This is a genomic window from Gluconacetobacter johannae (genome assembly GCF_014174305.1).
GTDB classification, from domain to species: domain Bacteria; phylum Pseudomonadota; class Alphaproteobacteria; order Acetobacterales; family Acetobacteraceae; genus Gluconacetobacter; species Gluconacetobacter johannae.
This window is the reverse complement of the sequence record NZ_JABEQH010000018.1, coordinates 63727-77472: the sequence shown is the minus strand read 5'-3', so window position 1 is coordinate 77472 and position 13746 is coordinate 63727. Positions and strand designations below refer to the sequence as shown.

Here is a 13746-nt window from a genome sequence, read left to right as displayed (position 1 = left end):
GGCTGTCTTCCTTGCGCCGGATCCGACCGTTCAGGCCGATTCCTTCATCTTCTCGGCCTTCGCCACCGCTTCCTCGATCGAACCGACCATGTAGAACGCGCCTTCCGGCAGATGGTCGTACTCGCCCGCGACGATCGCCTTGAACGAGCGCACCGTGTCTTCCAGCGACACCAGCTTGCCCGGCGCGCCGGTGAAGACTTCGGCGACATGGAAGGGCTGCGACAGGAAGCGCTGGATGCGGCGGGCGCGGGCGACCACCTGCTTGTCGTCCTCGGACAGTTCGTCCATGCCCAGGATCGCGATGATGTCCTGCAGCGACTTGTAGGTCTGCAGGATGCGCTGCACGTCGCGGGCGACCTGGTAATGCTCCTCGCCGACGATCTTGGGATCCAGCGAGCGCGAGGTCGAATCCAGCGGATCGACGGCCGGGTAGATGCCCATCTCGGCGATGGAGCGGTTCAGCACCGTCGTGGCGTCGAGATGCGCGAAGGTCGCGGCGGGCGCCGGGTCGGTCAGATCGTCGGCCGGGACGTAGACGGCCTGGACCGAGGTGATCGAACCCTTCTTGGTCGAGGTGATGCGCTCCTGCAGCGCGCCCATCTCGGTCGCCAGCGTCGGCTGGTAGCCCACGGCCGAGGGGATGCGGCCCAGCAGCGCCGACACTTCGGCGCCGGCCTGGGTGAAGCGGAAGATGTTGTCGACGAAGAACAGGACGTCCTGGCCTTCCTCGTCACGGAAGTACTCGGCCAGCGACAGGCCGGACAGGGCGATGCGCGCGCGGGCCCCCGGCGGCTCGTTCATCTGGCCGTAGACCAGGGCCACCTTCGACCCCTCGGTGGTGTCCTCGCCCAGCTTGATGACGCCCGCGTCCTGCATTTCGTAATACAGGTCGTTGCCTTCGCGCGTGCGCTCGCCGACGCCGGCGAACACCGAAACGCCGCCGTGGGCCTTGGCGATGTTGTTGATAAGTTCCTGGATGATGACGGTCTTGCCGACGCCGGCGCCGCCGAACAGGCCGATCTTGCCGCCCTTCAGGTACGGGCACAGCAGATCGACGACCTTGATGCCGGTGACCAGGATCTCGGTCGCGGCGGCCTGCTCGTCGAACGCCGGGGCCTTGCGGTGGATCGGGTAGCGCTTGTCGGACTTGACGGGGCCGCGATCGTCGATCGGCTCGCCGATGACGTTCAGGATGCGGCCCAGCGTGCCGGGGCCGACGGGCACGGAAATCTGCGCGCCGGTGTCGACCACCTCGGTCCCGCGGACCAGGCCGTCGGTCGAGTCCATGGCGATGCAGCGCACTTCATGCTCGCCGATCTCCTGCGCCACTTCCAGCACCAGGGTCTGGCCGTTGAACGTGACATGCAGCGCATCGAGGATGTGCGGCAGCGTGCCCTCGAACTGCACGTCGACGACGGCGCCCTTCACCTGGGTCACGCGCCCGACGACGTTGCTCTTCTGCGGCTGGCCCTGCGCGGCGGCAGGAGCCTCGTTTTGTGTGGTTTCCGACATAGTCAGCTCCTGCGGCGAGGAGACCGGATCTCAGACAGCCTGGGCGCCCGAGATGATCTCGATCAGTTCATTGGTGATGTTGGTCTGACGGGTACGGTTGTACGTCAGTGTCAGGCGGTCGATAGCCTTGCCGGCGTTGCGCGTGGCGCTGTCCATCGCGGTCATGCGCGCGCCCTGCTCGCCGGCGGCGCTCTCCAGCATGGTCGCATAGAGCTGGACCTGGAGGTTGCGCGGCAGCAGGCGGGACAGCAGATCTTCCTCGCCGGGCTCGAATTCGTAGACCGGCGCATCCGGCACGGCGGCGTCGTCGTTCTCCGGCATCGCCAGCGGAATCAGCTGCAACTCGGTCGGCGTCTGGGACATGACGTTGTTGAACCGGTTGTAGATCACCGTGCAGACGTCGAATTCGCCCTTTCCCAGCCGGCTGGTGATCGCCTCGCCCAGTTCGGCGGCGGCCGAGAACGGGATTTCCTTGCCGCCCGAACCATGGACATGATCGACGATCAGGTCCGCGAACTCGCGCGTGAGGTAGTCATGCCCCTTCCGCCCCACCGGCAGCAGGCGAACGGTCTTGCCCTCGGCCTGGAGGCGTCGGACCAGGTTCCGCGTCACGCGGTTGATGTTGGCATTGAAGGCGCCCGCAAGGCCGCGATCGCTGGTCATCGGGACCAGCAGATGGACCTTGTCGTTCCCCGTTCCGGCCAGCAGCGCCGGCAGGCCGGACTGGCCTTTCGCGCTGCGGCCGAGTTCGGACAGCATCCGGCGCATCGCCGTGGCGTAGGGGCGCGCGGCCTCGGCGCGGGTCTGGGCCCGGCGCAGCTTGGCCGCTGCCACCATCTTCATGGCGCTGGTGATCTTCTTCGTCGATTTGACGCTTCCGATCCGCGCGCGGAGTTCCTTGAGGGAAGCCATGGGTGCCTGCTGTCCCTCAGCCCGCGAACTGACGGCCGAACGACGTCAGGAATTCGGTCAGACGGGCTTCGTTGTCCTTGGTGATCTGCCGTTCGGTCCGGATCGAGGCCAGGATGTCCTTGCCGGCGGTACGCATCTCGGCCAGCAGCTGGCGCTCGTAGGCGATCACCTTGTCGACCGGCACGGCATCGACGAAGCCGCGGGTGCCCGCGAACAGCACGACCACCTGCTCCTCGACCACCAGGGGCGAGGTCTCGGGCTGCTTCAGCAGCTCGACCAGGCGCGCGCCGCGGGCCAGCTGCTTCTGCGTCGCCGGATCGAGGTCCGAGGCGAACTGCGAGAACGCGGCCATTTCGCGATACTGCGCCAGCTCCAGCTTGATCTTGCCGGCCACCTGCTTCATCGCCTTGATCTGCGCGGCGGAGCCGACGCGCGAGACCGAGCCGCCGACATTCACCGCCGGACGGATGCCGCGGTAGAACAGGTCGGTCTCCAGGAACACCTGGCCGTCGGTGATCGAGATCACGTTGGTCGGGATGTAGGCGGACACGTCGCCGGCCTGGGTCTCGATGACCGGCAGGGCCGTCAGCGACCCGGCGCCATAGGCGTCCGACATCTTGGCCGCGCGTTCCAGCAGACGGGAATGCAGGAAGAACACGTCGCCCGGATAGGCCTCGCGGCCCGGCGGACGGCGCAGCAGCAGCGACATCTGGCGATAGGCCACCGCCTGCTTGGACAGATCGTCATAGACGATCAGCGCATGCATGCCGTTGTCGCGGAAATACTCGCCCATCGCGCAGGCGGCGTAGGGGGCCAGGTACTGCAGCGGGGCGGGCTCGGAAGCGGTGGCGGCGACCACGATGGAATATTCCATCGCGCCCGCTTCCTCCAGCGTGCGGACCAGCTGCGCGACCGTCGAGCGCTTCTGCCCGATCGCGACATAGATGCAGTACAGCGACTTCGTGTCGTCACCCAGCGCGTTGACCGACTTCTGCGCGACGATGGTGTCGATCAGGATGGCGGTCTTGCCGGTCTGGCGGTCGCCGATAATCAGCTCGCGCTGCCCGCGCCCGATCGGCACCAGGGCGTCGATGGCCTTGATGCCGGTCTGCATCGGCTCGCTGACCGACTGGCGCGGCATGATGCCCGGCGCCTTGACGTCGGCGCGCTTCATGACGACGTCGCCGACCAGCGGCCCCTTGCCGTCGATCGGGTTGCCGAGGCCGTCGACCACGCGGCCCAGCAGGGCCTTGCCGGTGGGGACCTCGACGACCGCGCCGGTGCGCGACACCGGGTCGCCTTCGCGCATGTCGGCGTCATCGCCGAAAATGACGACGCCGACGTTGTCGTTTTCAAGGTTCAGCGCCATGCCGCGCTGGCCGGTCGCCGGGAATTCGACCATCTCGCCGGACTGCACGTTCTGCAGCCCGTAGACGCGGGCGATGCCGTCGCCGACGGACAGGATCGTCCCCGTCTCGGCGATATCGACAGGCGTATCGAACGTGGCGATCTGCTGCTTGAGGATATCCGAAATCTCTGCGGGGCGGATTTCCATCACGCGGCTCCCTTCATGGCGTGGTGCAGGCGGGTCAGGCGGGATCTGAGGCTGGTATCATACAGCCGGGCGCCGACGCGCACGACCAGACCGCCCAGCAGCGCCGCATCGACACGCTCCTGAATGTTGACCCTGGAATAGCCGGCCTCGGCGAGGCGGCTCTGAAGCTGGATGCGCTGCAAGTCCGTCAGGGGCTGGGCCGAAACGACCTCGGCCACCTCTTCCCCGCGCTTGGCGGCGGCGATCGCCGACAGCGCGTCAAGGATGTCCGGCAGGCGGGACAGGCGGCGGTTGCGGGCGACGACGCCCACGAAATTACGGATGGTCGCACCGAAGCCCTGGGCCTCCAGCACCGCCAGCACCGCGCGCGTGCCATCCCTGATGTCCAGGGTGCGGTCGGTCAGGACAGCCCGGAAGTCGGCATTGCCGTCGATCAGCCCGCGCAGGGCCACGGCCTGCGGCAGGACCTCGTCCAGCAACCACCGGTCGGCGGCCAGTTCATAGAGTGCCGTTGCGTAACGACCCGCGAGGCCATTGGCAACGGAGGCGATCGGTATTGTTGTCGTTCCACCCGAAACCACGGTCGGTTTTTCCATCCCAGATCTTGGTCGCTACAGCAGGCCGGCAGGCGCCAGAACGCACCCGATGCCACTGGCGGCGCGTCTAGCACGCTGCCCCGCGTCACGCAACCGAGGCGATTGCCCCGAGCGTCGTCCGAAGGGGCCGTCCGGCCTCTTGTCAAGGGGGCGCGCATGCGGCGGACGTGCCGCCTGCCGGACGGAAGGCGGTCGTTTCGCGCTCGACCAGCGTCACGCCCAGATCGACGATCCGGGGCACGTCCGATCGGCCGGCCAGCAGGTCCAGCACCATGCCCCCCGTCCGCTCGCCCAGGGCGCGGAAATCGACCGCGACGGTGGTCAGGGCGGGCACCATCTGCCGCCCCACCTCGAACCCGCCGAATCCGATCAGCGACACATCCTCCGGCACCCGCACGCCGCGCCTGCGGCATTCCATCAGCGCACCCACGCCGACCAGGTCGGACACGGCGAACACGGCCTCCAGGTCCGGCGCCAGGTCCAGCAAATGGGCCATGGCCTGCGCGCCATGGGTGAACGAGACCGGCGGATTGCCCAGGCGCAGCACCAGCGCGTCGGACCGCCCGGCCTCGCGCAGCGCCTCGGCGAAGCCGTCCAGGCGCTCGCCGCCACGATGGTCGCAGGACAGCCCGTCGCCCGCCGCCCCCAGCGCGCCGATGCGCCGGTGGCCCAGCGCCATCAGGTGCCGCGCGGCCATCCGGCCTGCCTCGCGATTCGAGTAGCCGACCATGCGGTGCACCGGCCGGCTGGCCAGCCCCGCCATCTGGACGATCGGGATCGTCTCCGCCGCCAGCAGGCCGCGCAGGGCGGGGCCGCGCGGCCCCGCCGGCAGCACCAGGGCCTCCGCCCGACGGGCCAGCATGTCGCGCACATGGCGCAGCATTGCGTTTTCGTCATAATCGGTATACCCAATCAGCAACTCATATCCCTCGCGGCGGATAACCTCGGTCAGCCCCCGCGCGGCATCGGCGAAATTGGTGTTGGTCAGGGTGGGCACCACCAGGCCGACGAATCCGCTGCGACGGGTGGACAGGGCCTCCGCTGCGCGATCGGGCACATAGCCCAGCTCCGCGATCGCACGTTCGATGGCGCGGCGCGTGTCCTCGCGCACCAGGTGAGGCGCGCGCAGGGCGCGCGAGACGGTCATGCGCGACACCCCGGCGCGCGCCGAGACATCCATGATGGTGGGCCGCCCGCCCTGCGCCCGCGCCCCGGCCACGGGGGACGGAGCAGGGATTTCGATCACCTGCCCGGCCAAGCCGACCCCTGTCCGCGTCCTGCCTGTCATGCCCGGCCCTAAAACCCCTGCCTGCCCGCGTCGAATCGCTCACGGAAACTTATAGTCCGGGGCAGGTGAAATGGACGCCGGAAATATGGACAAGGCCGCCATGTTCCTGTCCCGATACGGGCCGGCCTATCAAGAACAGGAACGGGAACCGCCCAACATGTCTTCTCTTGCCCTTTTCGACCTGACCGGACGGCTGGCCCTCGTGACGGGATCGAGCGGCGGCATCGGCCTGGCGATCGCCGCCGGCCTGGCCGACGCCGGCGCGCGTGTGGTGCTGAACGGCCGCGACGCCGCCCGCCTGGACGCCGCCGCCGCCCTGCTGCGCCAGGCGGCCCCGGACGGGGTGGAGCGCACCATTCTGACCAGCGCGTTCGACGTGACCGACCGCCTGGCCGTCGAGGACGGCGTGCGCCGGCTGGAGGAGGCCTCCGGCCCCATCCGCATCCTGGTCAACAATGCCGGCATCCAGCGCCGCGCGCCGCTGGACAGTTTTTCGGCCGAGGACTGGTCGGAACTGATGCGGACGAACCTGGACAGCGTCTTCTATGTCGGCACGGCGGTCGCCCGGCACATGATCCCGCGCGGCGAGGGCAAGATCATCAATATCGGCAGCGTGCAGTGCGAACTCGCCCGGCCGGGCATCGCCCCCTACACGGCATCGAAGGGCGCGGTGAAGAACCTGACCAAGGGCATGTGCGCCGACTGGGCGCGGCACGGGCTGCAGATCAACGCCATCGGGCCGGGTTATTTCGAGACGCCACTGAATCGCGCGCTGGTCGAGGACCCGGATTTCAACGCCTGGCTGAAAAAGCGGACCCCCGCCGGCCGCTGGGGAAAGGTCGAGGAATTGCAGGGGGCGGCGGTCTTCCTGGCCTCCGACGCCTCGTCCTTCGTCAATGGCCAGACGCTTTATGTGGACGGGGGCGTGCTCTCGGTCCTCTGACCGGCCGGGCGGATGTCCGGGGTGGAACCCGCCCCGCCCTCCAGCATCGCACGAACCGCCAGGACGCTGGCGCGGGCCCGCGCACCGGTCGACAGCAGGCCCAGCCACGCGATGAAGCCGGCCAGCGCCACCACGCCCCACCAGACACGATGGCTGGCCAGCGGCAGCAGGGCCATGGCGACCCGATCGCCGCCGGCCCCCGCAGGGCCCGCCCCGGCCATCGCCGACGCCGTCATCGTGCCGGATACCGCGATCCCCAGCAGCGCGCCGACCTGCCGGCTGGTCGAGGCAAGGGCCGCGGCCAGCCCCGCCTGGTCGCGCGGCATGCCCGACACGGCGGTATTGGTGATCGGCGCGTTGCACAGGCCGAATCCGCACCCGCACAGCCCGTAGGACACCGCCAGCAGGCCCAGCGGCGTCGCATCGGCCAGCCCCGTCAGCAGCAGCGCCCCGCCCCCCAGCCCCGTCGCCGACAGCAGCAGCGGCAGGCGCGCGCCCCGCGCGGCCACCAGCCGGCCCGACAGCGGCGCGCAGGCCATGACCCCCAGCGCGAACGGCAGCGTGCACAGCCCCGCGCGCAGAGGGGACAGGCCCCGCACGTCCTGCAGGTACAGCGTGTTCAGGAACAGGAAGGCGCTGAAGATGGCAAAGGCGCAGATCGCGATCAGGATCGCGCCGGTAAACGGCAGCGCGCGAAAGAAGCGGACATCCAGCAGCGGCTGCGCGCGACGTCGTTCCACCGCGACCAGGGCCACCACGCCCAGCCCCGCCAGCCCCAGCCCCCCGCCGATCGCCGGGGCGCGCCAGCCATAATCCCGGACCTCGATCAGGGCGGCCGTCACGGCGGCCAGCGTCAGCGCGACCAGGACCTGCGCCGGGACGTCGATCGCCCGCGCCCGTACGGCACGGGATTCGGGGATGAACCGCCGGCTGAGCCAGATCGCCAGCAGGCCGACCGGCACATTGACCCAGAACACCGCCCGCCACCCCGCGTACGTCGTCAGCACGCCGCCCGCCAGCGGCCCCAGCGCCAGCGCCACGCCCGACATGGCCCCCCACATCCCGATCGCCCGCGCCCGCGCGCCGGGGGCGGTAAAGACATTGGCGATGATCGACAGCGCCACCGGGTTGAGCATGGCGCCCCCCAGCCCCTGGAACCCCCGCGCCAGCACCAGGGCCAGGGCGGACGGCGCCAGGCCGCACAGGACCGAGCCCAGGCAGAAGGTCGCGATTCCCGTCACGAAGACCCGCCTGCGGCCGATGCGGTCGGCGGTGGACCCCGCCAGCACCAGCAGGCTGGCCACCACCAGCGTATAGGCATCGACAACCCATTGCAGGGTCGAGAACCGCCCGCCCAGATCGGCGCGAATCGACGGCAGCGCCACGTTGACGATGGTCACGTCCATCATCACCAGCAGCAGGCTCAGGCAACAGGTCGCCAGGACCACATTGGGGCGAAGGGGCGAATCGGACATGCAGCCCCGACAATTTCCCCGGCGCATGACGCGCGCACATGCCGCACCACCATACCGGGATCATTTTTCAGGATGGGGAAATGGAGCGGGCGAAGGGAATCGAACCCTCCTCAGAAGCTTGGAAGGCTACTGCATTACCACTATGCTACGCCCGCCCATGGCGACGTTCATAACGCCGAACCCCGCCCGGCGGCAAGTCCCGCCCACATGCAATACGCCGCCATTCCCCCATGCTCAGGGTCCCTGGTCACGGGAATCGCACGCACCCCCTTGACTTTGCCGGCCGGGCATACTTTTTTCCGCTGCCTGCGCCGGGTTCGCACGGGTGGCCAAGGGGACAGCTTTCCGCTATCTCTTGGTCGGCGCCGAAGGCGGCATGCAGGGGTGTAGCTCAATTGGCTAGAGCGCCGGTCTCCAAAACCGGAGGTTGCGGGTTCGAGACCCTCCGCCCCTGCCAACCGCCCCGTTCGGGTTGACCCCGTGCGGTGCATTACGGTGCCCCGACATGCAGTTGAGGCGTTTTTCAGCCCCGTCCGCCATTCTCGCCGGATGGACGGCGGCGTGGTGTTACAAGAAGGGTGTTTCGTGTCGGTCAGTCCCGCGAAATTTGTGCAAGAGGTCCGTGCGGAAGCGGGCAAGGTCACATGGCCCACGCGTCGCGCCACACTGGTGACGACCGGGGCGGTGCTGGCCATGGCCGCCCTGACGTCGGCATTTTTCTTTGTCGTCGACCAGATCATCGGCCTCGGCGTACGTGAACTTTTTGGGCTTGGAGGCTGAGGAACGGACCATGGCAAAACGTTGGTACGTCGTTCACGTCTATTCAGGCTTCGAAAAGAAGATCGCCCAGCACATCAAGGAGCAGGCGGCGCAGAAGGGGCTGTCCGACCATTTCGGCGATATCCTGGTGCCCTCCGAGGAGGTCGTCGAGGTCCGCCGTGGCCAGAAGGTCAGCTCCGAGCGGAAATTCTTCCCCGGCTACGTCCTGGTCAACATGGAACTGACCGACGACGCCTGGCATCTGGTCAAGGACACGCCCAAGGTCACCGGCTTCCTGGGCAGCAAGACCCGTCCCTCGCCGATTCCCAACGCCGAGGCCGAGCGGATCATGAAGCAGGCGCAGGAAGGGGTGGAACGCCCCCGTCCTTCCGTCACCTTCGAGATCGGCGAGCAGGTGCGCGTCTCCGACGGCCCGTTCACCTCCTTCAACGGCACGATCGAGGAAGTGGACGAGGAAAAGGCGCGCCTCAAGGTCAGCGTCTCGATCTTCGGCCGCTCCACGCCGGTCGATCTGGAATACAGCCAGGTCGAGAAGCTCTGATCGTCTCCGACGGTTCCGGACGAACGAAGGGCGCCCTGTGGCGCCCTTTTTTATTTCCGCTGGGTGGGGAACCCACCAGGGCCTGAGGCCCTGGACCCCGATTTCAGGGCAGCGTTTTGAGGCCTGCACCCAGGGTTCGCAGCCGTACCGCCGCCTCATCGGCGACCTGTCCCAGCAAGCCGCTCAGCGCCGCCACCATGCCGGGCGTGCCCCCGCCCTGCACCGGCAGGGTCAGGCCCAGCACGCTGGACGATCCGGGCACGCCAACCGGGTGGACGGCCAGGCTGCCCGCCAGGACGGCACGCCCCGCGCCGTCGCGCGCGAAGCGCGTCACATCCAGTTCCACCACCGCCAGCGGCGTGCCGGCCGCTGAATCGTTCTGCGCGAACACCGCGCTCCCCGGCAGGCGTTGCTGCAGGTTCGCGGTCAGCACATGAGCGATCATGGTCGGCAGCGATTCGCTCCAGGCATCGCCGCTGCTGAGCTTGATCCGATAATCACCATCGCTGCCCACGATCCGGTCACGATCCAGCGACAGCGCGACGGTGGGGGTCCGGACCTCGATCACCGCGGGCGCCCCGCCCTGGGCCGGGCCGGGCCAGGGAGCCAACGTATAGAAGGCCGGATCGGACGAGCACGCGGCCAGCGGGGCGACGGCCGCGACCGCCAGCAGGCCCAGACCGCGCCCCAGCACCGCCCGGCGCGACGCGGGGCGGTGGTTCGATGTGTACCCAGGCAATGTCATCGACTAGCGTCCCGTAATCAGCGCCGAAGGATGGCGATTGAGGAAATCGGTCAGGAAGCGTAGCGACCGCGCGGCCTCGTCCAGTTGCACCAGCATATGTTGCAGGTCGCGGTGGAAATCGGTGTCCCCGCCATAGCTGGCCAGCAGGACGTTGGCGTTCTTCAGCGTCTTGTCCAACTGCTCGCTCATCTGCGGCAGGCGCTCGAACAGCGGATGCATGCCGTGGCGGGCGTCGCCGGCCAGGCCCTGGACGCTACGCAGCGAATCCCGCAGGGCGGCGATCGCCTGCCGGACCTCGGGGCTGTTGATGCGTGCGTCGGAATGGGCCAGCAGATTGTTCAGGTTCTCGCCCACCTGCGTCAGCGGCATCGCGGCGATCTTGTCCGCGACGGTGGACAGCGAATCCATGATGCCGCCCATGCCGCCGGCCTTGCCGGGAATGACCAGCGTCGTGCCCTCGGCCTGCACCACGGCGGGCGTGGCGTTCTTCACGAAATTGAGGCCGATGACCGCCTCGCCGGTCAGGAAGCTGGCGGTATCGACCGAGGCGCGCAGCCCGTTGTCCACCAGCGCCTGGACCATGCCGGCCATGGCGTCGTGATGGATTTCGTCCTCATCCAGGATCCGCTCGGGCTGGATCTCCATGCCGACACGGACGCGGGCCTTCCCGGCCTTCGGGTCCAGATCCAGCTTCACGCTGGTGACCGTCCCGACCTGGATGCCGAACATCGTGACCTGCGCCCCGACCGCCAGCCCGGATACCGAACTGGTCAGATAGGTCGCCAGGGACAGCCGCTCGCGATAGCCGGCATTATCGGCGGCTTCCTGGCTTTCGTACAGGCGGAACACCGAATTCTTGGGGGCCGCGGGCACGCCCTGCGCCTCGCGCCGCTGCGCCAGGCCGAACGCCACCCCGCCCGAGAACAGGGCCTGCAACGATTGCAGCTTGACCTTCAGCCCGCCGGCCCCGAACCCGACCTGCACGCCCGAGACGTTCCAGAAACGCGTGTCGGTCCGCAGATAGCGGTCATAGGGTTCGCGGATGAAGACCTGGACCAGGATCGGCCCCTCGCCGCCCGGCGGCATGGTGTAGCCCAGGACTTCGCCGACGTCGATGTCGCGGAAAAAGACCGGCGCCCCCTGCCCGATCGACCCCAGGGTCGCGCTGATAAGGGTGTAGGTGTTGCCCGGCTGGTCGGAACGGATGCCCGGCGGGGATTCCAGCCCCTTGAACTCGGTCGTGCGCTGGCCGCCGGGCTCGCCCGGGTCCATCGAGATATAGGCCCCCGACATCAGGGTCTCCAGCCCCGTGATGCTGGCGCCGTTCAGCCGGGGCCGGACCACCCAGAAGCGCGCATGATCGGTCAGCATCGGCGCCGAGCGCGCGCTCATCCGCACGCGGACCTCGACATGGCGCATGTCCGGGGTCAGGGTGACGGCCTCGACCGTGCCCAGCGGGACGGCCTTGTTCTTGACCTGGGTCTGGCCGCTGGTCAGCCCGTCGGCGGTGTCGAAGGTGATCGTGATCTCCGGCCCGCGTCCCATGAAGCCGCGCCAGCCCAGGTAGCCGGCGATGCCGATCGCCACGATGGGAACGAACCAGACGATCGAGAACCGGAACCGCCTCTCCGAGGCTTCCGGCGGAACGGACGATCGTCCACCGGTATGATCTTGAGGGTCGTCCGTCACGCCTGCCCTGGCTCCATCATCTCAGTTTCCGCCACGGCATGGCCGTCGCGCGTACGCACCACCGCGGACGCCTGCCCGCCGCCGGGGGCCGGCCGGTTCTGCCCGGCCGCGTCCCACATCAATCGCGGATCGAAACTCCATGCCGCGAACAGGGTCAGGACGACCACCGCGGCAAAGGACACCATTCCGGCATTCGCCGTGACATTGGCCAGCGAATTGAATCGCACCACCGCCACCAGGATCGACACCATGAACACGTCGATCATCGACCAGCGCCCGATGATGTCAACGACATGGAACAGCCGCGTCCGCTGCACCAGCGCGAAGGACGATCCCCGCCAGGTCGCGATCAGCATCCAGCCGAGGCTGAGGATCTTGAGCATCGGCACGACGATGCTGGCGAAGAAGACCAGCAGCGAAAGCGGCACCATCCCGTCCTGCCACAGCTCGATCGCGCCCTCGATGATGGTGTGCCCGCCCCCGCCGCCGATCTTGAAGAAGGTCATGACCGGAAGCAGGTTGGCGGGAAAATAGCAGATCACCGCCGAAATCAGGAACGCCGTCGGCCGCGCCAGCGCCTGGGGCGCCCGGCGCCAGACGCGGTGGTCGCAGCGCGGACACATGCCCACGCATTGCAGATTGCTGACCGGCCGGCTCAATTCGCCCACCAGGCCGCAGGCGGGGCACGCCACCAGATGGTCCACCGGCGGCATGTCGATCTCGTCTATCCGCACATGGCGGACCCGCACCCGTTCGCCGTTTTCCATCCGGGTGATGGACTCCACGCGCCGATGCTGCCAGATCAGTTCGGTATCGAGGGTCGAATCGGTGGCCGCCATCGTCAGCATCAGCGCCGCGATCAGGTAGACCGCCGGCCCGACATCGACATGGGCCAGATCCGTCAGCTTGGTATAGGCGACGAAGATGCCCAGGACATAGACCTCGACCATCGACCAGGGACGGAGCTTTTCGTACCAGATCAGCAGATGGGGCGCCCAGTCCGGCATCTGGCGGCGGCTGGCGGCATACAGGATCGCGAACATCATGCCGATGACGATCGCCGGCGCGACGATGGTGACGATCCCGACCAGCAACCCGGCCTCGCCCCAACCCTCGTGCAGCAATTCCATCGGCCCGGTCAGCAGGCTGACGGTCCGTTCGCGGCCATAGACATCCAGCGTCATCAGCGACGACGCCAGCGCCGCCAAGTACAGCGCGCAGGAACTGATGCAGAATGCCAGGGGGGTCTGCAGGGGCGACGTCCGCCGCCGCCATTCCAGCGTCTGCTGGCATCGGGCGCAGGACGCCAGATGCCCCGGCTCCAGCGCCGGCATGCGCTGGAACAGACCGCATCCGGAGCATTCGACCAGGCCGTCGATGGTCCAGACATGGCGCAAGGCCGCCGTCCGGCGGGACCAGCCGGCCCCACGGACCAGGCGGGTGGTCCGGGCAGAGATCGTCTCGCTCATCACCCCCCCACATATAATTCAATTTCGGGGGATGGATAGTCATTCAGCATATTGCAGCCATGCCACGGGTCGGATATAGCCCTCATCGGCCGGCCGACATAGCTCAGGGGTAGAGCAACTGATTCGTAATCAGTAGGTCCTCGGTTCAATTCCGAGTGTCGGCACCATCTTTCTTGATATCAATGTGTTGGACGGCGGAATGCTGCTGCCGGACGCAAGTGCGAATGCGCGGTTGCGTCAG

General features: G+C 68.0%; 12 protein-coding genes and 3 tRNA genes. 5 read left to right on the top strand and 10 right to left on the bottom strand.

All coding sequences use genetic code 11. The annotated features are described in order from the left end of the window. Window positions 1-30: 30 nt before the first annotated feature. From atpD to HLH21_RS13295, 5 genes are all read right to left on the bottom strand, one after another. A complete protein-coding gene (atpD, locus tag HLH21_RS13315) occupies window positions 31-1512 on the bottom strand; it encodes a F0F1 ATP synthase subunit beta (RefSeq protein WP_182944238.1) in 1482 nt (493 codons plus the stop codon). A gap of 30 nt (window positions 1513-1542) precedes the next feature. After that, window positions 1543-2424: a F0F1 ATP synthase subunit gamma gene (locus tag HLH21_RS13310; protein ID WP_182944237.1), complete on the bottom strand. Its 882-nt coding sequence runs from the start codon at window positions 2422-2424 to the stop codon at window positions 1543-1545. Between the two features lie 16 nt (window positions 2425-2440). Continuing rightward, window positions 2441-3979, bottom strand: a complete 1539-nt coding sequence (gene atpA / locus HLH21_RS13305) for a F0F1 ATP synthase subunit alpha (RefSeq protein ID WP_182944236.1) — start codon at window positions 3977-3979, stop codon at window positions 2441-2443. Next, entirely contained in the window at window positions 3979-4575 is a 597-nt protein-coding gene (gene atpH, locus HLH21_RS13300; protein ID WP_182944235.1) for an ATP synthase F1 subunit delta, read from the bottom strand. Before atpH ends, atpA begins: the two co-directional genes overlap by 1 nt. A gap of 142 nt (window positions 4576-4717) precedes the next feature. Further along, on the bottom strand, window positions 4718-5863 hold the full coding sequence (locus HLH21_RS13295) for a LacI family DNA-binding transcriptional regulator (RefSeq protein WP_182944234.1): 1146 nt from the start codon (window positions 5861-5863) through the stop codon (window positions 4718-4720). A 157-nt stretch (window positions 5864-6020) separates the two neighbouring features. Here HLH21_RS13295 and HLH21_RS13290 point away from each other — a divergent pair, with 157 nt between their 5' ends. Then, window positions 6021-6806: an SDR family oxidoreductase gene (locus tag HLH21_RS13290; RefSeq protein WP_182944233.1), complete on the top strand. Its 786-nt coding sequence runs from the start codon at window positions 6021-6023 to the stop codon at window positions 6804-6806. Here the strand turns inward: HLH21_RS13290 and HLH21_RS13285 are convergent. Both HLH21_RS13285 and HLH21_RS13280 read right to left on the bottom strand, forming a co-directional pair. Beyond that, window positions 6773-8281 (bottom strand): MFS transporter, encoded by a 1509-nt coding sequence (locus HLH21_RS13285; RefSeq protein ID WP_182944232.1) that lies wholly within the window; start codon window positions 8279-8281, stop codon window positions 6773-6775. The two genes, HLH21_RS13290 and HLH21_RS13285, sit on opposite strands and share 34 nt — an antisense overlap. 81 nt (window positions 8282-8362) lie before the next feature. Further along, window positions 8363-8436 (bottom strand) — tRNA-Gly (locus HLH21_RS13280). A 225-nt stretch (window positions 8437-8661) separates the two neighbouring features. Here HLH21_RS13280 and HLH21_RS13275 point away from each other — a divergent pair. The 3 genes from HLH21_RS13275 to nusG all read left to right on the top strand — a co-directional run bounded on the left by HLH21_RS13275 (window position 8662) and on the right by nusG (window position 9602). Next, window positions 8662-8738, top strand: a tRNA-Trp gene (locus HLH21_RS13275). 128 nt (window positions 8739-8866) lie between these two features. Next, on the top strand, window positions 8867-9061 hold the full coding sequence (gene secE, locus HLH21_RS13270; protein WP_182944231.1) for a preprotein translocase subunit SecE: 195 nt from the start codon (window positions 8867-8869) through the stop codon (window positions 9059-9061). 10 nt (window positions 9062-9071) lie between these two features. Beyond that, on the top strand, window positions 9072-9602 hold the full coding sequence (gene nusG, locus HLH21_RS13265) for a transcription termination/antitermination protein NusG (RefSeq protein ID WP_182944230.1): 531 nt from the start codon (window positions 9072-9074) through the stop codon (window positions 9600-9602). Between the two features lie 103 nt (window positions 9603-9705). Here nusG and HLH21_RS13260 read toward each other — a convergent pair whose 3' ends face one another. The 3 genes from HLH21_RS13260 to HLH21_RS13250 are packed head-to-tail and all read right to left on the bottom strand — an operon-like array spanning window position 9706 to window position 13505. Beyond that, entirely contained in the window at window positions 9706-10347 is a 642-nt protein-coding gene (locus HLH21_RS13260) for a PqiC family protein (protein ID WP_182944229.1), read from the bottom strand. 3 nt (window positions 10348-10350) lie between these two features. Next, a complete protein-coding gene (locus HLH21_RS13255; RefSeq protein WP_182944228.1) occupies window positions 10351-12036 on the bottom strand; it encodes a PqiB family protein in 1686 nt (561 codons plus the stop codon). Further along, window positions 12033-13505 carry a paraquat-inducible protein A gene (locus tag HLH21_RS13250; protein ID WP_182944227.1) on the bottom strand — a complete coding sequence of 491 codons (1473 nt, stop codon included), beginning with the start codon at window positions 13503-13505 and terminating at the stop codon, window positions 12033-12035. Before HLH21_RS13250 ends, HLH21_RS13255 begins: the two co-directional genes overlap by 4 nt. A 92-nt stretch (window positions 13506-13597) precedes the next feature. Here HLH21_RS13250 and HLH21_RS13245 point away from each other — a divergent pair. After that, window positions 13598-13672: transfer RNA gene (locus tag HLH21_RS13245), tRNA-Thr, on the top strand. The last annotated feature ends 74 nt before the right edge of the window (window positions 13673-13746 follow it).

Bases quoted from the DNA above. Each gene is read 5' to 3' on its own strand.
- atpD (WP_182944238.1), bottom strand. From the start codon at position 1,512: ATGTCGGAAACCACACAAAACGAGGCTCCTGCCGCCGCGCAGGGCCAG.
- HLH21_RS13310 (WP_182944237.1), bottom strand. From the start codon at position 2,424: ATGGCTTCCCTCAAGGAACTCCGCGCGCGGATCGGAAGCGTCAAATCG.
- atpA (WP_182944236.1), bottom strand. From the start codon at position 3,979: ATGGAAATCCGCCCCGCAGAGATTTCGGATATCCTCAAGCAGCAGATC.
- atpH (WP_182944235.1), bottom strand. From the start codon at position 4,575: ATGGAAAAACCGACCGTGGTTTCGGGTGGAACGACAACAATACCGATC.
- HLH21_RS13295 (WP_182944234.1), bottom strand. From the start codon at position 5,863: ATGACAGGCAGGACGCGGACAGGGGTCGGCTTGGCCGGGCAGGTGATC.
- HLH21_RS13290 (WP_182944233.1), top strand. From the start codon at position 6,021: ATGTCTTCTCTTGCCCTTTTCGACCTGACCGGACGGCTGGCCCTCGTG.
- HLH21_RS13285 (WP_182944232.1), bottom strand. From the start codon at position 8,281: ATGTCCGATTCGCCCCTTCGCCCCAATGTGGTCCTGGCGACCTGTTGC.
- nusG (WP_182944230.1), top strand. From the start codon at position 9,072: ATGGCAAAACGTTGGTACGTCGTTCACGTCTATTCAGGCTTCGAAAAG.
- HLH21_RS13260 (WP_182944229.1), bottom strand. From the start codon at position 10,347: ATGACATTGCCTGGGTACACATCGAACCACCGCCCCGCGTCGCGCCGG.
- HLH21_RS13250 (WP_182944227.1), bottom strand. From the start codon at position 13,505: ATGAGCGAGACGATCTCTGCCCGGACCACCCGCCTGGTCCGTGGGGCC.